Source organism: Pseudomonas sp. DR 5-09 (assembly GCF_001655595.1).
GTDB classification, from domain to species: domain Bacteria; phylum Pseudomonadota; class Gammaproteobacteria; order Pseudomonadales; family Pseudomonadaceae; genus Aquipseudomonas; species Aquipseudomonas pharyngis.
This window is the reverse complement of record NZ_CP011566.1, coordinates 3,505,151-3,526,531: the sequence shown is the minus strand read 5'-3', so window position 1 is coordinate 3,526,531 and position 21,381 is coordinate 3,505,151. Positions and strand designations below refer to the sequence as shown.

General features: G+C 57.7%; 18 protein-coding genes and 1 pseudogene. 9 read left to right on the top strand and 10 right to left on the bottom strand.

Going from position 1 to position 21,381, the window contains the following annotated elements; all coding sequences use genetic code 11:
* Nucleotides 1-21 precede the first annotated feature (21 nt).
* Complete coding sequence (gorA, locus tag PDR5_RS15690) at nucleotides 22-1,380, top strand: glutathione-disulfide reductase (protein WP_064596937.1); 1,359 nt, start codon at nucleotides 22-24, stop codon at nucleotides 1,378-1,380.
* On the opposite strand, the gene PDR5_RS15685 is transcribed toward gorA, so the two are convergent.
* Nucleotides 1,377-2,381 carry a DNA-binding protein gene (locus PDR5_RS15685; RefSeq protein ID WP_064596934.1) on the bottom strand — a complete coding sequence of 335 codons (1,005 nt, stop codon included), beginning with the start codon at nucleotides 2,379-2,381 and terminating at the stop codon, nucleotides 1,377-1,379. The genes gorA and PDR5_RS15685 overlap by 4 nt on opposite strands.
* Nucleotides 2,382-2,558: 177 nt before the next feature.
* Between PDR5_RS15685 and PDR5_RS15680 the strand changes: the two genes are divergently transcribed.
* The 3 genes from PDR5_RS15680 to ahpF all read left to right on the top strand — a co-directional run bounded on the left by PDR5_RS15680 (nucleotide 2,559) and on the right by ahpF (nucleotide 5,890).
* Nucleotides 2,559-3,497, top strand: coding sequence for a site-specific integrase (locus PDR5_RS15680; protein ID WP_064596932.1), 939 nt, complete (start codon nucleotides 2,559-2,561; stop codon nucleotides 3,495-3,497).
* A gap of 136 nt (nucleotides 3,498-3,633) precedes the next feature.
* Nucleotides 3,634-4,197 (top strand): alkyl hydroperoxide reductase subunit C, encoded by a 564-nt coding sequence (gene ahpC / locus PDR5_RS15675; RefSeq protein WP_007958941.1) that lies wholly within the window; start codon nucleotides 3,634-3,636, stop codon nucleotides 4,195-4,197.
* 130 nt (nucleotides 4,198-4,327) lie between these two features.
* Nucleotides 4,328-5,890: an alkyl hydroperoxide reductase subunit F gene (ahpF, locus tag PDR5_RS15670; RefSeq protein ID WP_064596931.1), complete on the top strand. Its 1,563-nt coding sequence runs from the start codon at nucleotides 4,328-4,330 to the stop codon at nucleotides 5,888-5,890.
* Nucleotides 5,891-5,972: 82 nt separating this feature from the next.
* On the opposite strand, the gene gloA is transcribed toward ahpF, so the two are convergent.
* Nucleotides 5,973-6,494 carry a lactoylglutathione lyase gene (gene gloA, locus PDR5_RS15665; protein ID WP_064596929.1) on the bottom strand — a complete coding sequence of 174 codons (522 nt, stop codon included), beginning with the start codon at nucleotides 6,492-6,494 and terminating at the stop codon, nucleotides 5,973-5,975.
* Between the two features lie 142 nt (nucleotides 6,495-6,636).
* Here gloA and PDR5_RS15660 point away from each other — a divergent pair, with 142 nt between their 5' ends.
* On the top strand, nucleotides 6,637-7,155 hold the full coding sequence (locus tag PDR5_RS15660) for a DUF4946 domain-containing protein (protein ID WP_064596927.1): 519 nt from the start codon (nucleotides 6,637-6,639) through the stop codon (nucleotides 7,153-7,155).
* Between the two features lie 206 nt (nucleotides 7,156-7,361).
* Here the strand turns inward: PDR5_RS15660 and PDR5_RS15655 are convergent, their stop codons facing one another.
* The 3 genes and pseudogenes from PDR5_RS15655 to PDR5_RS15645 all read right to left on the bottom strand — a co-directional run.
* Nucleotides 7,362-7,727, bottom strand: coding sequence for a histone-like nucleoid-structuring protein, MvaT/MvaU family (locus PDR5_RS15655; protein ID WP_064596925.1), 366 nt, complete (start codon nucleotides 7,725-7,727; stop codon nucleotides 7,362-7,364).
* Between the two features lie 234 nt (nucleotides 7,728-7,961).
* Nucleotides 7,962-9,497 carry an EAL domain-containing protein gene (locus PDR5_RS15650; protein WP_064596923.1) on the bottom strand — a complete coding sequence of 512 codons (1,536 nt, stop codon included), beginning with the start codon at nucleotides 9,495-9,497 and terminating at the stop codon, nucleotides 7,962-7,964.
* Between the two features lie 107 nt (nucleotides 9,498-9,604).
* Nucleotides 9,605-9,877: pseudogene (locus tag PDR5_RS15645) on the bottom strand (LysR family transcriptional regulator); the annotation flags it as partial.
* 311 nt (nucleotides 9,878-10,188) lie between these two features.
* On the opposite strand from PDR5_RS15645, the gene hppD reads away from it, so the two are divergent.
* A complete protein-coding gene (gene hppD / locus PDR5_RS15640) occupies nucleotides 10,189-11,265 on the top strand; it encodes a 4-hydroxyphenylpyruvate dioxygenase (RefSeq protein ID WP_007958955.1) in 1,077 nt (358 codons plus the stop codon).
* A gap of 63 nt (nucleotides 11,266-11,328) precedes the next feature.
* Here the strand turns inward: hppD and rarD are convergent, their stop codons facing one another.
* The 3 genes from rarD to PDR5_RS15625 all read right to left on the bottom strand — a co-directional run bounded on the left by rarD (nucleotide 11,329) and on the right by PDR5_RS15625 (nucleotide 15,617).
* Nucleotides 11,329-12,210 (bottom strand): EamA family transporter RarD, encoded by an 882-nt coding sequence (rarD, locus tag PDR5_RS15635; protein ID WP_064596919.1) that lies wholly within the window; start codon nucleotides 12,208-12,210, stop codon nucleotides 11,329-11,331.
* Nucleotides 12,211-12,378: 168 nt separating this feature from the next.
* Nucleotides 12,379-14,589 (bottom strand): acyltransferase family protein, encoded by a 2,211-nt coding sequence (locus PDR5_RS15630; RefSeq protein ID WP_237233713.1) that lies wholly within the window; start codon nucleotides 14,587-14,589, stop codon nucleotides 12,379-12,381.
* Nucleotides 14,590-14,603: 14 nt separating this feature from the next.
* The gene (locus PDR5_RS15625) at nucleotides 14,604-15,617 is read right to left on the bottom strand and encodes an aldo/keto reductase (RefSeq protein WP_064596917.1); all 1,014 of its coding nucleotides are present in this window, start codon (nucleotides 15,615-15,617) and stop codon (nucleotides 14,604-14,606) included.
* A gap of 253 nt (nucleotides 15,618-15,870) precedes the next feature.
* Here PDR5_RS15625 and PDR5_RS15620 point away from each other — a divergent pair, with 253 nt between their 5' ends.
* Nucleotides 15,871-17,829 (top strand): Ig-like domain-containing protein, encoded by a 1,959-nt coding sequence (locus PDR5_RS15620; protein ID WP_064596915.1) that lies wholly within the window; start codon nucleotides 15,871-15,873, stop codon nucleotides 17,827-17,829.
* A 56-nt stretch (nucleotides 17,830-17,885) separates the two neighbouring features.
* Here the strand turns inward: PDR5_RS15620 and PDR5_RS15615 are convergent, their stop codons facing one another.
* Nucleotides 17,886-18,785, bottom strand: coding sequence for a LysR family transcriptional regulator (locus PDR5_RS15615; protein ID WP_064596913.1), 900 nt, complete (start codon nucleotides 18,783-18,785; stop codon nucleotides 17,886-17,888).
* A 97-nt stretch (nucleotides 18,786-18,882) separates the two neighbouring features.
* On the opposite strand from PDR5_RS15615, the gene PDR5_RS15610 reads away from it, so the two are divergent.
* Both PDR5_RS15610 and PDR5_RS15605 read left to right on the top strand, forming a co-directional pair.
* Nucleotides 18,883-19,248 carry a hypothetical protein gene (locus PDR5_RS15610; protein WP_064596911.1) on the top strand — a complete coding sequence of 122 codons (366 nt, stop codon included), beginning with the start codon at nucleotides 18,883-18,885 and terminating at the stop codon, nucleotides 19,246-19,248.
* Nucleotides 19,249-19,605: 357 nt separating this feature from the next.
* Nucleotides 19,606-19,977, top strand: a complete 372-nt coding sequence (locus PDR5_RS15605; RefSeq protein ID WP_064596909.1) for a DUF6124 family protein — start codon at nucleotides 19,606-19,608, stop codon at nucleotides 19,975-19,977.
* A gap of 56 nt (nucleotides 19,978-20,033) precedes the next feature.
* Here the strand turns inward: PDR5_RS15605 and PDR5_RS15600 are convergent, their stop codons facing one another.
* Complete coding sequence (locus PDR5_RS15600) at nucleotides 20,034-21,344, bottom strand: MFS transporter (protein ID WP_064596907.1); 1,311 nt, start codon at nucleotides 21,342-21,344, stop codon at nucleotides 20,034-20,036.
* Nucleotides 21,345-21,381 lie beyond the last annotated feature (37 nt).

Below are 21,381 nucleotides of genomic sequence, written 5' to 3'. Positions count from 1 at the left end.
TCGCCTGCCGAGGAGATAGAAATGGCCTACGATTTTGACCTTTATGTGATTGGTGCCGGTTCCGGCGGTGTGCGGGCTGCGCGTTTTGCTGCCGGGTTCGGTGCGAAAGTGGCGGTGGCCGAGAGCCGTTATTTGGGCGGTACTTGCGTCAACGTCGGTTGCGTACCGAAAAAACTGTTGGTGTATGGCGCGCATTTCGCCGAAGACTTCGAACAGTCCTCGGGTTTTGGCTGGAGCCTGGGCGAGGCGAATTTCGATTGGGCCACGCTGATTGCCAACAAGGATCGCGAGATCAATCGCCTGAACGGCATTTATCGCAATCTGCTGGTCAACAGTGGCGTGACCCTGCATGAAGCGCACGCGAAAATCGTTGGTCCGCACGAAGTCGAGGTCAACGGTGAGCGATACACTGCGAAGAATATTCTGATCGCCACTGGTGGCTGGCCGCAGATCCCGGAGATTCCGGGGCATGAGCATGCGATCAGCTCGAACCAGGCGTTCTTCCTGAAAGAGCTGCCCAAGCGCGTGCTGGTCGTCGGCGGCGGTTATATCGCCGTCGAATTTGCCGGGATTTTCCATGGGCTGGGCGCCAACACGACGTTGCTGTATCGCGGGGATCTGTTCTTGCGCGGTTTCGACGGTTCGGTGCGTAACCATTTGAAGGAGGAACTGACCAAGCGCGGTATGGATCTGCAATTCAATGCCGACATTGCGCGCATCGACAAGCAGTCGGATGGCAGCCTGAAAGCGACTCTCAAGGATGGTCGCGTACTGGAAGCGGATTGTGTGTTCTACGCCACCGGTCGGCGTCCGATGCTGGACAATCTGGGGCTGGAAAACACTGATGTGCAGCTCGACGACAAGGGCTTCATCAAGGTCGATGAGCAATACCAGACCACCGAGCCGTCAATTCTGGCACTGGGTGATGTCATCGGTCGTGTGCAGTTGACGCCGGTGGCGCTGGCCGAAGGCATGGCAGTGGCGCGACGCCTGTTCAAGCCTGAGCAATACCGTCCGGTGGATTACAAGATGATCCCGACGGCGGTGTTCAGCCTGCCGAATATCGGCACCGTCGGCCTGACCGAAGAAGAGGCGCGGGAAGCGGGTCACGACGTGGTGATCTACGAAAGCCGCTTCCGGCCGATGAAGCTGACCCTGACGGACTGCCAGGAGCGCACGCTGATGAAGCTGGTGGTCGATGGCAAATCTGACAAGGTGCTGGGCTGTCACATGGTAGGGCCGGATGCCGGCGAGATTGTGCAGGGTTTGGCAATCGCATTGAAGGCTGGCGCCACCAAGCGTGACTTCGACGACACCATCGGGGTGCACCCGACGGCGGCCGAAGAGTTTGTCACCATGCGTACGCCGGTCGGCGCTTAAGTCTTTTTCGGTTCTACTGCGTCTGGTGCTGCCGCAACGGTGGTGGCCAGGCGCAGGCTGGCTTGTGCCGTGGCCAATTCCTTTTCCAGTGACTGATTGAGCTGTGACTGCTCGTCGACGTTCTGCTTGAGCGTCTGGCTTTCCAGCAGTGCCACACGCAAACGTTCCTGGAGGAGGGTGCGTTCGCTGTCGACGCGAGACGCTTGCTCCAGCAGTTGATCCTGACGCTGATTGCTTTGTTTGAGCTGATCCTGCATCAGGCTCAATTCGCGCACGGTGCCGCGATTCTCGGTCAGCAGACGTTCGTTGTCGCGGTGCAACTGAGTGATCTCGTCCTGACGTACCAGTGCGCTTTGCTGCGCCTGGCGCAACTCCATCTGCAACTGCTGAACCTGAGTTTCGTGACGGCTTTGCTCCTGCTCGCGCTGTTCCTTGATGGCGTTGCGGTAGTGCTCAAGCGCATCGCGGGCATGCAGGTGCTTCTCTTCCAGCGAGCGGATCTGCTCGTCCTTGTCCTGCAGGCGTAATTCAAAGTCTGACAGTGCCTGATTCAGCCCGGCGTTGCGGGTCTGCTCGGTCTGCAACATCGAGCGGGTATCGCTCAGCGCTTCGGATTCCTTGGCCAGCGCGGCAGCCTGAATGTCGTGCTTCTTCTCCAGTTGCACATGATCCTGACGAAGCTGATTCAGTTCGTCCTCCAGTGCCTGACGCTGTTGCTCGTACTGCTCGCGCGCCTGGTCAATCGGTTCCTGCGCCTGTTCTTTCAGGCGTTGTGCAAGGCGCGTAACGAGTGCCAGCAGCTCGTCATCGATGGGTTCCGCCGAAGGATCGGCCGGTTCGCTGCCGTCATCCAGTTCTTTTAAATACCGATGAATCGTGGTTTTCGATCCTGTATTGCCCAATTCGATACGTACTGCGTCGATGCTGGGGTGTTCGCCACGGGCGAGGATCGCTGCGCGCGCGATCTGGACCACTGCTTTGTTAACGCCGCCACGGGCCATATCTGCTCCTACCATTTCGTACTGTGGTACATGCCACTAAAGTGCGCAGTGTACCATGTTGAAAATAAAGTGAAACAAGCGCTGATAAACGGACGGGATATACTGGTATTACCCCATGTGAAACCCATAAAATCGGTTTCCGCACAAACCTTCAGTACGCCACGAGAAAATCAGCCCATGAGCGATATCGATCGCTATCTGCAAGCCGCCACCCGTGACAACACTCGCCGCAGTTATCGTGCGGCCGTCGAGCATTTCGAAACGGTATGGGGCGGATTCCTGCCCGCGACAGCGGACAGCGTCGCGCGGTATCTGGTGGCGCATGCCGGCGTGCTTTCGGTCAACACGCTGAAGTTGCGCCTGTCGGCGCTGGCGCAGTGGCACAACAGTCAGGGCTTCGCCGATCCCACCAAGTCGCCGGTGGTGCGCAAAGTGTTCAAGGGCATTCGCGCCCTGCATCCCGCGCAGGAAAAACAGGCCGAGCCATTGCAACTGCGCGATCTTGAGCAGACCGTCACCTGGCTTGAGCAGGAAATGAAAGACGCCCGGGAAAAACAGGACCGGCCGCTGCTGCTACGAGCCTGCCGCGACCGCGCGTTGATCCTGCTGGGCTTCTGGCGTGGCTTTCGCAGCGATGAGCTGTGTCGGGTGCAGATCGAGCACGTGCAGGCGCACGCCGGCAGCGGCATCACCCTGTACCTGCCGCGTAGCAAGGGTGATCGGGAAAACCTCGGGCAGAACTATCAGGCCCCGGCGCTGCTGAAGTTGTGCCCGGTGCAGGCTTATATCGAGTGGGTCACCGAAGCGGCTCTGGTACGGGGCCCGGTGTTTCGCGCCGTCGACCGCTGGGGCAATCTGAGCGGAGAGGGCTTGCACGCAAACAGTGTGATCCCTTTGTTGCGCCAGGCTCTGGAGCGCGCGGGAATCTCTGCCGAGCGCTACACCAGCCACTCCCTGCGACGCGGCTTCGCAACATGGGCCCATCAAAGCGGCTGGGATCTCAAATCGTTGATGAGTTACGTGGGCTGGAAGGATATGAAGTCCGCCATGCGCTATGTTGAAGCGAGCCCCTTTCACGGGATGGCCCGGATTACGGATAAGCCGCTGTCGCCGTAGATATCGTTTTCTTCTATTGATATCCTCAGCTAATAGCGAAAACAAATCAGCAGCATCAGGTTTGCCAATGAGCCATCCGTCGAGTGACTGGGTAGGATTCACCCATCGAATTCACAACCCTGACGGAGAGTCATCAATGCCTATCATCAACAGCCAAGTAAAACCGTTCAAAGCTACCGCGTTCAAAAACGGCGACTTCGTACAAGTCTCGGACGCTGACCTGAAAGGCAAATGGTCCGTAGTGTTCTTCTACCCGGCCGACTTCACTTTCGTTTGCCCAACCGAGCTCGAAGACCTGGCTGACAACTATGCCGCCTTCCAGAAACTGGGCGTAGAGATCTACAGCGTTTCGACCGACACCCACTTTGCTCACGCTGCCTGGCACAACACTTCGCCAGCCATCGGCAAAATCCAGTACACCATGATCGGCGACCCGACTCAGGTCATCTCCCGCAACTTCGACGTGCTGATCGAAGAAGCTGGCCTGGCGGATCGTGGCACCTTCGTGATCAACCCTGAAGGCCAGATCAAAATCGTTGAACTGAACGATGGCGGCGTTGGCCGTGACGCTTCCGAGCTGCTGCGCAAAATCAAGGCTGCTCAGTACGTCGCTGCTCACCCAGGCGAAGTTTGCCCGGCCAAGTGGAAAGAAGGCGAGGCCACTCTGGCTCCGTCCCTGGACCTGGTCGGCAAGATCTAAGTCTGTGACAAACGCAATGCAGGGCGGGACTCCGCACCTACTTAAGTAAGCTGCACCGCCCAATAGAAAAGCCCGGGCGAGATTCGCTCGGGCTTTTTTTCGCCTCAAATAAAGTCAGGAGATCGCCCGTATGTTGGACGCCAATCTTAAAGCCCAGTTGAAATCGTACCTGGAACGGGTCACCCAGCCGATCGAGATCGTTGCATCACTCGACGACGGTGCGAAATCCCGTGAAATGCTCGACCTGCTGAAAGACGTTGCCAGTCTTTCGCACCAGATTACCTTGATCGACAGCGGCGACGATGCACGCAAACCGTCGTTCTCGATCAACCGCCCCGGTGCCGACATCAGCCTGCGTTTCGCCGGCATCCCGATGGGCCATGAATTCACTTCGCTGGTGCTGGCCCTGCTGCAAGTCGGCGGCCACCCTTCGAAGGCCAGTGTCGAAGTGATCGAACAGATCCGCTCGCTCAAGGGCGAGTTCAACTTCGAGACTTATTTCTCGCTGTCTTGCCAGAACTGCCCGGACGTTGTTCAGGCGCTGAACCTGATGGCTGTGCTGAACCCGAACATCCGCCACGTCGCCATCGACGGCGCGCTGTTCCAGGACGAAGTCAACGATCGCAAGATCATGGCTGTGCCGAGCATTTACCTGAACGGCGAAAACTTCGGCCAGGGCCGCATGGGCCTGGAAGAAATCCTCGCCAAACTCGACACCGGCGCCATCGAGCGTCAGGCCGAGAAAATCAGCGCCAAGCAAGCCTTTGATGTGCTCGTAGTCGGCGGTGGCCCGGCCGGTGCTTCGGCGGCGATCTACGCCGCACGTAAAGGCATTCGCACCGGTGTAGCGGCAGAACGTTTCGGCGGTCAGGTGCTGGACACCATGGCCATCGAAAACTTCATTTCCGTGCAGGAAACCGAAGGCCCGAAACTGGCGACCGCGCTGGAAGAACACGTCAAGCAGTACGACGTCGACATCATGAACCTGCAACGTGCCGACAAGCTGATCCCGGGAAAAAACGGCGAGCTGCATGAAGTTCACTTCGCGAGCGGCGCGACCCTCAAGGCCAAGAGCGTGATTTTGGCGACCGGCGCGCGGTGGCGTGAAATGAACGTGCCGGGCGAGCAGGAATACCGCAACAAAGGCGTGGCGTACTGCCCGCACTGTGACGGTCCGCTGTTCAAAGGCAAGCGTGTGGCGGTGATTGGCGGCGGTAACTCCGGCGTCGAAGCGGCCATTGACCTGGCCGGTATCGTGTCTCACGTCACCTTGCTGGAGTTCGACGTACAGCTGCGCGCCGACGCCGTATTGCAACGCAAGCTGCACAGCCTGCCGAACGTCACCGTGATCACCAGTGCGCTGACCACTGAAGTCACCGGTGACGGGCAGAAGGTCAACGGCCTGCGCTACAAGGATCGCAATACTGACGAGTTGCGCACGGTCGAGCTGGAAGGGATCTTCGTGCAGATCGGTCTGCTGCCCAACACCGACTGGCTCAAAGGCACCATCGAGCTGTCGCCGCGCGGTGAGATCATCGTCGACAATCGCGGTGAAACCTCGATCTCCGGCATCTTCGCCGCCGGTGACGTGACCACCGTGCCGTACAAGCAGATCGTGATTGCGGTGGGCGAGGGCGCCAAGGCTTCCCTCAGCGCTTTCGATCACCTGATCCGCACTTCGGCTCCGGCGTAAATCCCGGGCCTGAAAAAAGAAAACCCCCATCAGTGATGATGGGGGTTTTTCTTTGCGGGGCGCTTTCTACCCAAGTTCAGCTTTACAGCGGCGCCGGTTGGATGATCTCGACCCAGTAGCCATCCGGATCCTTGATGAACGCCAGGCTCTTCATGCGGCCATCGGTCAGGCGCTTCTGGAAGTCGCAGCCCAGCTCTTCAAAGCGTGCGCAAGCCGTAACGATGTCCGGTACCGAAATGCAGATGTGACCGAAACCGCGCGGGTCGGTGTTGCCGTTGTGGTAGGCGAAGTCTGCGTCGTTCTCGGTGCCATGGTTATGGGTCAGTTCCAGAATGCCGGGAATCGACTTCATCCACTCGGTGCGGGCAGCGGCGTCGGCCGGGATCTGCGATTTGTCGACCAGGGCGAGGAAGTACAGGCTGAATTCCGCTTCCGGGAAGTCACGCTTCTCTACCAGCGAGAAACCCAGTACGCGGGTGTAGAAGTCCAGCGACTTGGTGATGTCTTTGACGCGCAGCATGGTGTGGTTGAACACGAAGTTGCGGGTTGCGCTGTCCGGGGTGGCGGTGACGCCGGGGAAGGTGTTCAGTTCTTGCAGGCTCATGAGCCCTCCGTAACAAATTGGGGCGAGTGAATGGGCGCAATGATACGCATGCCAGGCAGCATCGCCAAACCGAAAGCGCGGGCTTGCCCTGTGAGCGGGCGGGCCTCAGACTTTACGGCTCAATCCGCGAGTGCCTCTGGTAATGATCCGACCGTTCAAATCGCTGTTCGTTTTCCTGGGTTTTTCCCTGCTTGCTCTGCCAGCCTGTGCCGAGGCGCCGAGCATCACCTGGCCCGCCGGCTGGGAGGTCGAGGCGCTGCCCGAAACCTCCCCTGAAGTCTCCCGTCAGCGGGCAGTGAAGACTGACGCCGATGGCAATCAGGTGATGGTGATGGAGTTGACGATGACCCGTGTGGAAAGTGGTCATCAGGTCAACTTGCAGGGCGTGTTGCTGGAGATGCGCAAGTCGGTGCAAAAAGACTTTTTCCAGAGCGGTTATCAGAGTGTCTGCAACAGGGTTCATCCGAGTACGCTGGGTTCGCTCGCAGCGCTTGAGACCACTTGTACGGTGACTGAAAACGGCCGTCATGTGTTGTCGCAAACATTGGTTGCAGCGGTCGAGGCGGATAAGGCTTACGTACTTTCGTATGCTGGGCAGGCAGAGATTTATAAGGCGAGCGGTGACGACATAGTGGCTGCGCGAAACAGCTTGAAATTCTAGTCGTCTGTTCGTGGTCAGCCTGATGTTAGATACCGGAACTGATTAAACATAAAGTTAATCTCCGGCTAACGGGGCAACATTCGGAAGCATAGTTTCAGCGCAAGAGCGGTTTGATACTCAACTTTCCCACCAGAAAAATCGTTGCATTTGTTAAATATTGTCCAGAAAAAGCCCTGCATATGCAGGGCTTTCATGTTTGCGAGGGATTAACCGCGCAACCAGGAGTCGACGGTGGCTACACCGTATTGTTCCTTCCAGGCTTTCAGGCCACGGTGGTTGCCACCCTTGGTCTCGATCAGCTCTCCAGTGTGCGGGTTCTGATAGACCTTGACCACGCGAGCTCGGCGGGTTTTAGGTGCGGCGGTCGATTGCAGACCGGATTTCGCCGGGTTCGGATCGAGAATGGCGATGATGTCTTTCAGGCCTTTGCCGTAGGTTTTCATCAGCCCCTGGAGCTTTTCTTCGAATTCGATTTCTTTCTTGAGCCCGGCATCGTTCTTCAGCGATTCCAGCTGCTTGAGCTGTTCCTGAAGGGCCTTTTCAGCTGCACGAAATTCAGCGAGTCTGGACAATATCTTTACTCCAATAGTGTGTTTGGCTGATACCAACCGCAAACAAAGCTATAAGCCAAGAGCCTTGAAGCGACTCGGTGATAATGGCTCACCTGCCCATCTTGCAACAGGTAAGAAAAATTGTAGTAGTTAATGTGGCAAGAGTAAATCCTGACTTTTTCTTCATGTAACAACAACGTTGTTTTGTATCAATTTGGTGCGGGCTGTCGGCAAATCAGGATTTATCCCGCCAAGTTAATGATGAGTTAATGCTTCGATGAAATCTGCGGCCGGCATCGGCTTGCCGAAAAGGTAGCCTTGCAGAAAGTTGACATGGTGGGCTGCCAGATAATCACACTGAGCTTGCGTCTCGACACCTTCGGCCACAATGCCCAGATCCAGTTTGGTGGAGAGCTCGATGATGCTGTCCAGAATGTGCCGGGACAGCGCATCCTTATCGATCATGGCGACGAATGTCTGGTCGATCTTGAGGAAGTCGACATTGAATGTCCTCAAGTAGCCGAGGCTTGAATGGCCGGTGCCAAAGTCGTCAATCGCTATCTTCACCCCCATCGCACGCAACTGCGCGAACAGTTGATGGGTGATGTCGGACGGCTCGATCAGCTCGCGTTCGGTCAGTTCCAGGACCAGCGTGATGCTGCCGGGCTGGAAAGCTGACAAAAATTCACGGCAATCCTCAACCAGCTCAAGATCGCGGCAGTGGCTGGCGGTGATGTTGATGCCGATGTGGAACGGCGAATCGAAGGTTGGTGACAACGGCCCCAGTATGACAGCGGTTTGCTGCATCAAGGCGCGAGTCATCGGCACGATCAGCCCGGAGTGTTCGGCAAAGGGTATGAACAGGTCCGGACGCACCAGTCCCTCCTTGGGATGGTTCCAGCGCATCAGCACTTCCGCGCCCGACCAGCGTTTGCTGTCGCCGTGCACCACCGGTTGAAAATAGGGAATGAATTCACCTGCTTCCAATGCCCGAAGCATTTCATGGCTGGGCGAGGTGGAGCGCTTCTGCACGATGTAGCCGATCGCTGCCGATACCGCACCGAAGAACATCAGCAGGCTGAACAGCGGCGGGTATTCATCTTTCATGTAGCGCCAGGTTTCGCCTTCCGCAAATGCGGCGCTGACCGAAAATGCATAGTGCGACGAGTGCAAGGTACTTTGCGCCACCGGCAACGCGGGCAGGGCGCCCTGATGTACTTTGCCGTCGGCGGAGAGCCAGTTGTCGCCGACTTGCAGCAACAACAATGTATGCCGGCCGATCAGGCGCAGGATGTTGCTCAGGTGGTAGCCGTCCAGCGTGGTCAGCGCGCCACCGCGCCCTTCACTCAGGCGATACACCAGCAGCGCGGTATTGGGTGTCACCGGGTTGCCGTTCATGAGCCACAGCTTGCCTTCGGCGTAATCGCCCGGATTCACGGCTTCCTTGAAGTCGCCGAACAGCGAACTGCAATAGAGATTGTCGTCCCACACCAGGTTGGTCGAGCGCACGAACGGGCGGCGGGTGACTTGCTCGCGCAAGGCCAGCTTGACGGTCTCGCAGGTCTGGCCGGCCAAGGGCAACAGTTCGCGGGCGGCCTGGGCAGTGTTGTCGAGCATCAGTTCGAACTGGCGCAGGGCTTCATCGGCGGTGTGTTGTGAGCTCTGCTGGAGGGCGCGTTCAGCCTGCATATAGAGGATGACGCTGCCGAGCACGATCGGCAGCAGGCCACACAGCAATGTCACGATAATCCTGGTGCTGCGCTTGCGGCGGGGCCTGACGGTCAGTGGCATGGGCGCATCCTGTCGCGAATGGAGTGGGGCTCTTGATTGCAGGCGAAGCGTGCGCGCAAAGCCCAAGGTCTGAGCCCATGATAGATGGCCAATGGCACCTGCGCCGCTCAACGGTAATCCAGTCGTGTTGCCAGTTGAATAAACGCCAGCGTGGCGGGCGAAGCCTGACGCTGATCCAGCACCGCCAGGCCGACTTGCCGGGTGACTGTGGGGGACAGCGTTCGCTTGACGTAACGCGGGGCTGGGTCGGAAGGCAACGAACCTTCGGCTACCACGGTCATCGCATCGGCCCGACCAGTGGCATCGAGGGTGCTGAGCAACTGCGCGTAGCGATAGCGAATGTTCGGGCTCAGCCGGGCGACGTTGAATAGGCGCGGAACTTACTGGCGGGCATCTGGCTGTATACAAACCCCTTGCACCAGCCGGAAAAAAGCGGATTTTATAGAGAGGGCAGACAACCCTATTTACGCTGTGTAGAATCGGGTTACGCATACAATAATAATCGTCTTCTGGCAGCAGAAGCCTCGCCCGCAAGAGCCTTGGGTCGACAATGAAGATATTCGGGTTTCAACTGATCTACGGTGATTTCCTCGCCCGCAGTGTGCGTGGCATCTCCTGTGCGCCACCCACCGGTCTCAGCATTACTGACAAATAACTCTGGTTAATTGATAAGAATGATGAGGCGCCAACCATGGCAGATTTATACGAAAACCCAATGGGCCTGATGGGCTTCGAGTTCATCGAGTTCGCATCGCCGACACCTGGCACCCTGGAGCCGATCTTCGAGATCATGGGCTTCACCAAGGTCGCGACCCACCGCTCCAAGAACGTGCACCTGTATCGCCAGGGCGCGATCAACCTGATCCTCAACAACGAACCCCACAGCGTTGCTTCGTACTTCGCGGCCGAGCACGGCCCGTCGGTTTGCGGCATGGCGTTCCGGGTCAAGGATTCGCAGAAGGCTTACAACCGCGCACTGGAACTCGGCGCCCAGCCGATCCACATCGAAACCGGCCCGATGGAGCTGAACCTGCCGGCGATCAAAGGCATTGGCGGCGCGCCGCTGTACCTGATCGACCGTTTCGGCGAAGGCAGCTCGATCTATGACATCGACTTCGTATTCCTTGAAGGCGTTGACCGCAACCCGGTCGGTGCCGGCCTGAAGATCATCGATCATCTGACTCACAACGTGTATCGCGGTCGCATGGCCTACTGGGCGAACTTCTACGAGAAGCTGTTCAACTTCCGCGAAATCCGCTACTTCGATATCAAGGGCGAATACACCGGCCTGACCTCGAAGGCGATGACCGCGCCGGACGGCATGATCCGCATCCCGCTCAACGAAGAGTCGTCGAAGGGTGCCGGGCAGATCGAAGAGTTCCTGATGCAGTTCAACGGCGAGGGCATCCAGCACGTGGCGTTCCTCACCGACGACCTGGTCAAGACCTGGGATCAGTTGAAGAAGATCGGCATGCGCTTCATGACCGCGCCGCCGGACACCTACTACGAAATGCTCGAAGGCCGCCTGCCGAACCACGGCGAGCCGGTCGATCAGCTGCAATCGCGCGGCATTCTGCTCGACGGCGCTTCGGATAAAGAAGACAAGCGTCTGCTGCTGCAGATCTTCTCGGAAACCCTGATGGGCCCGGTGTTCTTCGAATTCATCCAGCGCAAGGGCGACGATGGTTTTGGTGAGGGCAACTTCAAGGCACTGTTCGAATCGATCGAGCGTGACCAGGTGCGTCGTGGCGTGCTTGCCACCGAGTAATCCGCATCAGATGTAAAAAAGCCCGGCCTGCAGAAATGCAGGCCGGGCTTTTTATTGCGCGTCTTACGGGCGCCGTTGGCGCATCAGATGCTTGAACCCTTCAAACACCAGCACCACCACCGCGAGCCAGATCGGGATGTAGGTCAGCCATTCACCGGGCTTGATGCTCTCGCCGAGCAGCAGCGCCACTCCGAGCAGCAATACTGGCTCAACGTAACTCAACAAGCCAAACAGACTGAACGGCAACAAGCGGCTGGCAATGATGTACACCACCAGTGCCGACGCACTGATCAGGCCGAGCAGCGGAATCAGCCACGTCAGCGCCGGGTACTGATCGAACACGCCGAAACCCTGTTCACCGCCGCGCACAAACCAGTACGCCACCGGCAGCATCAGGGTCATGTCGACCCACAAACCGCCGAGGTTGTCCGACTTCAGGTATTTGCGCAGCACAAAGTACAGCGGGTAACCGACGACCACGACCAGCGTCGCCCAGGAAAATCCGCCGACCTGATACAACTCGTTCAACACGCCGAGGCTGGCAAAGAACACCGCGACTTTTTGCAGGTACGACAGGCTTTCGCCATAAGCGATGCGCCCGGTCAGCACCATGGCCAGCGGCAACAGGAAGTAGCCCAGCGACACATCGAGGCTGTAGCCATTGAGCGGCGCCCACATGAACAGCCACAACTGCACACCCAACAACGCGGACGAGAGGAACAGGCCTGCGATCAATTTGGGCAGCGCAGGGATCCGGCGCAGTAGCTCGAGCACCCGCCGCCATTCGCCGGACACCAGCATGAACACGGTCATGCAGGGCACGGTCAGCAGCATCCGCCAACCGAAGATTTCCACGCCGCTCAACGGGGTGAGCAGCGAGGTGTAGTAATACATGACGGCAAACAGCGTCGAGGCTGTTACCGAGAGAGCGATACCTTTAGACAAACTGTCCTCGCGGGGGTGATGGTCAAACGGGGAGCGAAGGATACGTGGTTTTTGTGCTGAATATTGGGCAGATGCTCAATATTTACCACACATCAAACAGCCTGTAGACCTTCGCCTGCTCGCGAAGCGTTCAGCCTTGCTGCGGAGCCCGTCCGGAGGCACGAATCATCACTGCGCACCTTGCAAGGGATTGCCAAAGTTCATGAGGTACATCTCGCCAAACTTGTAAGAGGCGTAATCGGTGATGTGCCCTATGTCACGATAGACCGGAAAACCGTCGACCGTGTTCATGCACGCATCACCTGTGCATTGCACGGTTTTCGGGTCAATGACAATTAATCCGGGGTACTCAGTCTTCAGGTCATTAAAGAGTGTTTCCAGCGCTGGTTCTTTGCTGCCGGACCATGGCGTAGTAGCGCAGAGGTTGCCTTGCTCGACACTGCCCATCAACCCACGCAACTTGACCTGGCGCAACAGGCACGCGTTGATCCCAGGTGGCATGGGCAGCGTGTTCTCCAGAAACACCGGGATAGCGCCTGATGCGACGATAATATCCAGGGCTTGCCGGATTGCTACGCCAAAGCGTTGTCGAGACAGTTCCAGGCTGTGAGGATCATCGCGTTTAGTGACGATGTCACCGTTCAGATAAGCCTCCCAGAACTGGCCCACAATCACATACTTGAAGTGCTTGTTCGCAATCATCTCGTAATAGCGTTGAGCGGCGTCGTGGCATTTTTGAAACAACGCGTTCTTGTATTTTTTCGCGTCGTACTGGTAGATCCCGGGCAAGGCCAGGCACGCCGGGTAAGCCTGTGCGAGTACAGCAAGATTGGCATCCCTGGCCAGCGTTTCAACGAAACCCCAGTAGTGATTCGAAAACGAATCGCCCATCAGAAATATTTGTGGCGCCGCGTGATCGGCGCCCGATATGCAGCCAGAATCGGCACCATCGCTGACACCAAGACATCCTTCCCGAGCAACTGGCACGGATGCTTTCAAATCGTTGAGCATGTTGCTGTAGCCCTGATTGAAGCGGCCCGGCCAGCCTTCGTGCCTGACACTGGCCGAGTGCAGCAGCGACAGGCCGATAGCGGGCAAAATCATCAGTACCACGAGCGTTTTGGCAAAACCGAATCGTGCCTTGCGGAACTTGTTTTCAATCAGCACATAAGAGAGCCAGGCCGTGACGAAAGTGCAAACGAAGTAAATGATTGTCATCGACGGGGTTAGCGCGATTCCCATGTAATTCATCACCGCCAGGATCGGCCAGTGCCATAGATACAAGGAGTACGAGAGCGTGCCGATAAACACCAAGGGTCTGAACGCGAGCAGCTTGGCGAAAATGCTTGCATCACCAATCCCCTGATACAGCAACGCTGCAGTGGCGAGACACACGGCAATGGCATGGTATTGCGGGAATCCCGGCAAGATATCGTCCCGGGTGGCGCAATAGATGATCGTGACCAGCGAAAGTGCACAGACCACAGAGGCGCTCAGGCGATTGAGCCGGAACTTGCCCGTACTGAAGATGACCGCACAAGAACCGATCATCAATTCGAAAATCCGCGCAGCGAAGAAGTAGTAGTTTTTCTCAGGAGTGGCGTAAGACAGGTACAGCGCGAGCACCATTGCTGCCACGGTCAGGCCGAGCACCGCCGCTTTGAAAATAACGTTCGGCAGATAGCGGTTGAGCAGCCAGATGCCCAGGGGGAGTATCAGATACCACTGCCATTCGATGGCCAGAGACCAGGTGTGCAACAGCGGCAGGCTTGCTGCATCCGGTGTGGCGTAACCCGTGGTCACTTTGGAAAAGTACTGGTTGGAGATGATTAACGAGGTGTACTTTTCGCTTTTTAAAAAATCGACGTAATCATCGGGCAAGTACAGCAGCGTCGTGAGCATCAATGTGACGATCAATAAAGCGATAACGGCCGGTTGCAGTCGCCAGATCCGGCGCGTGTAGAACCCGGAGAAAGTGAACGTACCGTTGTGCAGCGACTTCATGATGATAGCGGTGGTCAAATAACCCGAAATCACGAAGAAGATATCGACGCCGATGAAACCGGACGGGAAAAGCGCCAGTCCGCCGTGGAAGATCAACACCAGTAGAACAGCGATGGCGCGAAGTCCGTCAATGTCGGCCCGGTACGCGAGGGAAGGGCGGCGATCGCCGAAAGTTGCGGGCTCTATAGCGCAAGTGAGGGGGCGCAGATCTTTATCGCCCGTTAATTTGAACAGCAGCCCGCGCAGTGGCTTTCTGAAGAGCTCGGCGGAGCGATTGGACATGTGCTGATCCCTGGCAAATTCCGAACGATCAATCAGCTTCCGTTTGATCGCGCTTGATTCGATAAAAAACAGCCGATTGTATCGGCTGTTCAAGGTTAAGGAAAATCCTACGCCTGATGGGGTTTGCGGCCTGAAACAAAATGGCTCACATCATTAAACCCCGGCGTAGACGCATGCCCCGGCGTCACCAGCGAGTCGATAAACGCCTCATCCTCGGCTGTAATCTTCACCGACTGCGCTTTGGTGTACGCATCCCACTGCTCCTCAGTGCGCGGCCCGACGATCGCCGATGTCACCGCGCCGTTGTTCAGCACCCAGGCAATCGCAAACTCGACGATCCCGACCCCACGCTCCTGGGTGTATTGCTGAATCTGCTGGGCAATGCGCAACGATTCCACCCGCCATTCGGTTTCCAGAATCCGTTTGTCCTGGCGTCCGGCACGGCTGTTGGCATCCGGAGTCACGTCCGGCGCGTACTTGCCGCTGAGCACGCCACGGGCCAGCGGGCTGTAAGGCACCACGCCGAGGCCGTAGCTCTGGGCGGCGGTAATCTGCTCGGTTTCGGCCTGGCGGTTGACGATGTTGTACAGCGGCTGGCTGATCACCGGGCGATCGACTCCCAATTTGTCCGCCACTCGAATCACCTCGGCAATCCGCCAGCCGCGATAGTTCGACAGGCCCCAATAACGGATCTTGCCCTGGCGAATCAGATCGCCTATGGCCGAGATCGTCACTTCCAGCGGGGTGTTGTGGTCCTCGCGATGCAGGTAATAGATGTCGAGGTAGTCGGTGCCGAGCCGGGTCAGGCTGGCCTCCAGACCATTGAAAATGTGCTTGCGGCTCAGACCGCTGCGGTTCGGCACGCCGTCCACCGGGCCGAAACCGACCTTGGTCGCCAGCACCCATTCATGACGATGACGGGCAATGGCCTCGCCGACGATCTCTTCCGAGCGGCCATTGGTGTAGACGTCAGCCGTGTCGATGAAATTGATGCCCTGATCCCAGGCCTTGTCGATGATGCGCAGCGAATCCTCTGCGCTGGTCTGCTCGCCGAACATCATCGTGCCGAGAGTGAGGGTGGACACCTGCAACCCCGAGTGACCCAGTGTGCGATAGCTCATGCCGAAATCCTTTTGTCGGTGGGAAAGCTTCCATCAAATACCAGAAACTTTGCTGGGGGCAATCCGATTTATCGCAGGCTACGGAAGTCCGATCGAAGTAAACGCTCGATCCACAGATATAAAACGACAACAGACAACCACTTGTCGCCACTGTCAGATCTGACAGTAGCGAACGGACTTCAGGATCAGATCTTATTTCATCTGAGACCGGAGAGTATCCGGGTGAAATTTCCGATGACTCAGGAGCGTTGCCATGAACACTGAAACACTGGAACAACCAGATAGCGATAACGCTGTGCTTGCGTTGTATCCACCCGATCTGGTCGACAGCAACAAGTCGGTCGTGGGGGCAGATTGTGGCATTGCCATCAATTACTACGACCTGACCCCTATGGGGGCGAAAGTCAGGGTCGATCCTTATGTCGATCAAGCTCCGGGAGACACTGTCTCTCTGAATTTGAATGGCGAACTGAATATCGCCAACACTCAAACTCAGTCCACGGATGATGCAGTCATTCTGTACATCCCGAAAAACAAGCTGTTATCCGGTGCAGATATCATCAATGAGCTGACTTACACCGTGACCAGACGCAGCCAGAACCAAGGCACCTCCGAACCACCGCTGCGAGTCCTTTATTACGGCATTCGACCCGGCAAGGAGAATCGCATTCCCGGTAGGCCAGGCCATTCTGAGCTCAAACTGATCTTGCCGCAGGATGTGCTGGACTACGGAATCGATGCGGATCGCGCCGAGCAGGGTGTACACGTTAGTTTCGAATACCCCTATTGTGGGGCGTTCAACACAATTCGCCTGAACTGCAACGGCCATGACGTATTCCGCGAGGTTACCGCAGATGAGGCACCCTTGACGCCGACAGCCGTACCGACACGAATTTGCCTTACATTGACAAAAGCTGATCTGGAACAGGTCAAAGACCATCCGCAGGCTGTTTTCAACTTCACGGTTAATGACCAAGTCGGCAATGGAGCTGACCCGGATTCCCCTTGGTCGGCATCCCTGTTGGTGACTGTTGATATGCAGGGCGCGCGTTTGACTGCACCTGATATCACCGAAGACCCGGATGATCCCAATGATGCGCCGGACACCATCGACCTGAACAAGCTCGGCACCAACGACCTGACCATCCAGGTACACGTACTGAGCCCGCCATGGACGGCGAATGACGTCATTCGCGTGAAGTACGTGGCAACACCGAACTCCGGCGGTACGCCGGTGGAGCACAGTGTTGAAGCTCCCGTGGCGCGCATCCCGTTCGTGCAGAAATTGCTGATTCCCAACACCAAGGTCATTGTCGACAGCGTGGTCAGGGTCAGTTACGAGCAAGTCAGGGGCGGGGCGGTCATTGCGCGCTCTCGAGTGGCGATGGCGCGGGTCATTCTGGCGCCGGTCATTACCGCAGCCAAAGACCTGGCCGGCGTTGTGTTGGAAAACGGCGGTTCCGTTTCCCACAACAAGATAATCCTGGAAGGGTCGGCGCTGGCGGGCGCGGTATTGGAAATTCTTGATGGTGCGGCGGTTGTCGAGGAGGTGCGTACGGGCGCTGATTACAAATGGAAAAGCACGGCGATATCGATTGCTGTTGGGCGGCATGTTTTTACTGCCCGGGAAAAGGCAGGGAATCAGTTGGTTTCGGAACCTTGGGCGATTGAGCGGTTGGCGTTCAGCATGGATAGGACGCAACTAAGGCTTGCGGGACTGTCGATCAGAGTTCCACAGTGGATAAAGACCGGCCAGGACTCAATTGGCAATATCGGCGTTCGGGTTCCAACCGGAGGGGTTAAGCCGTATGACTATGCATCGTCTGATCCGACGACCGTTTCGGTGACGGAGCAAGGGAAAGTCAGCGGATTGAAGAATGGCGTGGCAACCATCTATGTCACTGATCAGGAGGGGACTACCCTGACTTATCTGGCAGTTGTCACCAACGTCTGGAAACTGCAGATCAGTGATCAGTTATATACCTTTCTGAACGCTGAAAAATGGATGCATACGCTGGGAGGGCGTCACACCTACGACGGTGCAATCATGCAGGACCTCCTGCGAGTTTATGTAGTCCCGCCTCGTGAGATCAATGTATGGACGTGTGGGACTTTCGGGCATTGGGGAGGGTACATCGCACCTAGTAATAGATTTAATAGCACTACACACTCAACTGCCCAGTGGACTTCCTGGTGCTTGACCGCTACCTGATTGAAGCGTCGTTTTCCATGGCCGGTGTGACGCTCGCCATGGGAATAACTGCGAGTTCATAGATTGAATGACAGGCAACGCTCGCGCAAAAATGCCTGCAACACCTTCACCCGCTCCGAGACCTGCACCCGGTGCGGGCACAGCAGATTGAATGGCACGCTCTCGCCGTGCCAATCATCGAACAGGGTCACCAGCCGCCCGGCGCGCACGTCTTCGGCCACGTCGAGCCAGGCCTTGTAAGCGATGCCGTGCCCGGCGAGCGCCCAGCGACGGGCGACTTCGCCGTCGTCGCTGAGGTAGTCACCGCGTACTTCAACTTCGACTGTTTCGTCCTCGCGATGGAAGCGCCAGGTGTTGTAAGGCCGGCCATTGCGCAGGTAGAGCAGGGCGCTGTGCTTGCTCAATTCGGCAGGGTTTTGCGGCGTGCCGTGACGTTCCAGATACGCAGGACTGGCGCAGGCCACGCGGCGATGCTCCGGCAGAATCGGCAGCGCCACCAGCGTCGAATCAATCGGTACGCCAAAGCGCAGCGCCACATCCACTGTTTCGCGAAACAGGTCCGCATGCCGGTCGTTGAGCAGCAATTGCAGTTGAATGTGCGGGTGCTCGCGCTTGAAATCATCCAGCCACGGCAGCAACACATTGCGCCCGAAATCCGACGGCGCTGCCAGTTGCAGCACGCCGCTCAGGCCTTCGGTCTGCTGCTTCAGGGCCTGCTCGCCCTCGGCCAGTGTCGCCAATGCAAGACGCACGCTTTCCAGATAGCGCCGGCCTTCTTCGGTCAGGCGCATGCTGCGGGTCGAGCGGGCGAAGAGGCGGATGCGGAGGCGGGTTTCCAGGCGTTTCAACGCGATGCTGGCGGCGGCCGGCGTCAGCTCAAGCGCCCGGGCGGCGGCGGAAATGCTGCCGGAGTCGGCGGTGCGGACGAAGATTTCCAGATCGAGGATTGAGCTCATTAGTAAAAATCCGTTGAAGATCCTTGGCGTTTTGCGGGATTTTTCCGGGATTGGCAAGCACAGATACTGGAATCCTGAATAACCGCAGGAGACAGACATGACGTGGACATTCGATCATCTCGCCTTCAACACCGCTGATGGGCAGACGCTGCAGGACGCTTTCGGCAGGTTATTGGGATTGACGCCGGGGCGTCGGCCGCCGTTTCCGTTTCCCGGGCGGTGGTTGTATCAGGATGAGCAGGCGTTGGTGCATGTGATTGAGCAGCCTGCGCCGGGCGAGACTGCTTTGAGTCATATTGCGTTTCGTACCGATGAAGATGCAGCGGTGATTTTGAAGCGGGTGCAAGGCAGTGGGTTGCCGTATCAGGTGGCGCAGGTGCCGGAGGGTGGGGGCTGGCAGATTTTTGTGCAGATGCCGGGCGGGTTGGTGCTGGAACTGGATGCGAAAACGGGGATCTTGTGAGCGTTTAATCGTGGCGTTTAAAGGACACGTCCAGACACGCACCGCAGGCTACACAACCTTGCGCCGTTGCCTACGACTAAGCCAGAATCCGCCGGCTTGTGCGCTTAGGGGCCGGGTTTTATCGTTGTCCCGTCGCTGAAAAACAGCGATGGGGTTTGGTAGCCCGGTTCTGACTTGTTGCGCAACTCACCGTATTCGGACGCTTATCCGTCCGTGTTTTTATGGTGGCCATGCGCGGGGCGCTTTCGGGCGCGCCGGTTCTCCAAGTCACCGGTCTACCAACCCGTGTATGGCCACCACCTCTTCGTTTGGTAGCGAAGTTTGAAGGCTCCACTTTTCTGATTTGGAGATTCAAACGTGATCAAACCAACACCCAACCCACCCGAAGCCGATTCAACGTCCCCCTACGAAACCCTCGATTCGAAGAAATTCCACGAAGCCGCCGAACGCGCCCTCGATCACTACCTCAATCCGCTGCTTCCCAGAAAACCGCTGCTCAAACCCAACGCCCGCTACCTCATCGCCCCCGGCATCGACGGCGAAGAACTGCTGGCCGATGCCTGCGAGACGCTGACCTCTGCCAAAGTCATGGCGACCGACTTCGCCGGACTGGTGGACGGCTCGCAGAGGCATGTGCTGCTGGGCATTGCGCAACTGATCATGCTGAGTGAACTGGCGGTGAACCGGGCGCTGGATAATCTGGAACTCAAGACTGAAGCACCGCTGTAGCTAGATCCAAAAGAAAAACGGCCCGAAAAGGGCCGTTTCTGTATTTCGACTAAGGCTTAAGCCCGCAACGTCCGCGTCATCCGCAATGCCAGCAAACTCCCGCCAACAATCACACCCGCCAGCAGGTACAACGCCGCATCCGTCGACCCGGTGCTGTCTTTGACCCAACCCACAAGGTAAGGGCTCAAGAACCCCGCCATCTGCCCCATGGAGTTGATCAACGCCAACCCACCCGCCGCAGCACCCGCGCTCAGCATGGCCGTCGGCACCGGCCAGAACATCGGCAACCCAGTCAACGCACCCATAGTCGCAATGGTCAGACCGAGAATCGCAATCGCCGGATTCGCCGCGAAGTTCACCGCGATCAGCAGGCCGACAGCGCCCATCAACATCGGCACCACCAAGTGCCAGCGGCGTTCTTTACGCAAGTCCGCCGAACGCCCGACCACCAGCATGAATACCGCCGCCAGCAGATACGGAATCGCACTCAACCAGCCGATCACCAGGTTGTCGCTGAAGCCGAGGTTCTTGATGATCGACGGCAACCAGAAGTTGATTGCGTACACGCCGCTCTGGATGCAGAAGTAGATCAGACCGAAAGCCCAGATCGCCGGGTTCTTGAACACGGCGATCAGCGAATCGGAGGTGGTTTTCGGCTTGTTCGCCAGGTCTTCTGCCTGATCCGCTTCCAGCACCGAGCGCTCATGCGGGGTCAGCCACTTGGCGTTGGCGAAGTTGTCGCTGAGCAGGAAATACGCCAGCGCGCCGAGGATTACAGTTGGAATGCCTTGCAGCAGGAACATCCACTGCCAACCGGCCAAACCGCCCTGGCCGGCGGCGAAGTGATTGAGGATCCAGCCGGAAAACGGGCTGCCGAGCAGGCCGGACACCGGGATCGCCGACATGAACAGCGCCATGATCCTGCCACGGCGGAAGGTCGGGAACCACTGCGAAAGGTAGAGCACAACGCCCGGGAAGAACCCGGCTTCGGCCGCGCCGGTGAACAGGCGCAGGGTGTAGAACTCGGTCGGCGTGGTGACGAACAGCAGGCAGGTCGACAGCGTGCCCCAGGTGATCATCATCAGCGCGATCCAGCGCCGTGGCCCGAATTTGGTCAGCGCCAGGTTGCTCGGCACGCCGCACAGCACGTAGCCGATGAAGAAGATACCGGCACCGAGGCCGTAGACGGTTTCGCTGAATTTCAGCGCGTCGAGCATCTGCAGTTTGGCGAATCCAACGTTGACCCGGTCGAGGTAGTTGAACAGGTAGCAGATGAAGATGAAGGGGATCAAACGCAGGGTGATGCGTTTGTAGACGGCATTTTTATCGTCAACGATGGTCTGGGCGGCAGCGGCGCTCTGCGACATGGCGGCTCTCTCTTTATTATGATTTTTTGCGATGCAA

Bases quoted from the DNA above. Each gene is read 5' to 3' on its own strand.
- gorA (WP_064596937.1), top strand. From the start codon at position 22: ATGGCCTACGATTTTGACCTTTATGTGATTGGTGCCGGTTCCGGCGGT.
- PDR5_RS15685 (WP_064596934.1), bottom strand. From the start codon at position 2,381: ATGGCCCGTGGCGGCGTTAACAAAGCAGTGGTCCAGATCGCGCGCGCA.
- PDR5_RS15680 (WP_064596932.1), top strand. From the start codon at position 2,559: ATGAGCGATATCGATCGCTATCTGCAAGCCGCCACCCGTGACAACACT.
- ahpC (WP_007958941.1), top strand. From the start codon at position 3,634: ATGCCTATCATCAACAGCCAAGTAAAACCGTTCAAAGCTACCGCGTTC.
- ahpF (WP_064596931.1), top strand. From the start codon at position 4,328: ATGTTGGACGCCAATCTTAAAGCCCAGTTGAAATCGTACCTGGAACGG.
- gloA (WP_064596929.1), bottom strand. From the start codon at position 6,494: ATGAGCCTGCAAGAACTGAACACCTTCCCCGGCGTCACCGCCACCCCG.
- PDR5_RS15660 (WP_064596927.1), top strand. From the start codon at position 6,637: ATGATCCGACCGTTCAAATCGCTGTTCGTTTTCCTGGGTTTTTCCCTG.
- PDR5_RS15650 (WP_064596923.1), bottom strand. From the start codon at position 9,497: ATGCCACTGACCGTCAGGCCCCGCCGCAAGCGCAGCACCAGGATTATC.
- hppD (WP_007958955.1), top strand. From the start codon at position 10,189: ATGGCAGATTTATACGAAAACCCAATGGGCCTGATGGGCTTCGAGTTC.
- PDR5_RS15625 (WP_064596917.1), bottom strand. From the start codon at position 15,617: ATGAGCTATCGCACACTGGGTCACTCGGGGTTGCAGGTGTCCACCCTC.
- PDR5_RS15620 (WP_064596915.1), top strand. From the start codon at position 15,871: ATGAACACTGAAACACTGGAACAACCAGATAGCGATAACGCTGTGCTT.
- PDR5_RS15615 (WP_064596913.1), bottom strand. From the start codon at position 18,785: ATGAGCTCAATCCTCGATCTGGAAATCTTCGTCCGCACCGCCGACTCC.
- PDR5_RS15610 (WP_064596911.1), top strand. From the start codon at position 18,883: ATGACGTGGACATTCGATCATCTCGCCTTCAACACCGCTGATGGGCAG.
- PDR5_RS15600 (WP_064596907.1), bottom strand. From the start codon at position 21,344: ATGTCGCAGAGCGCCGCTGCCGCCCAGACCATCGTTGACGATAAAAAT.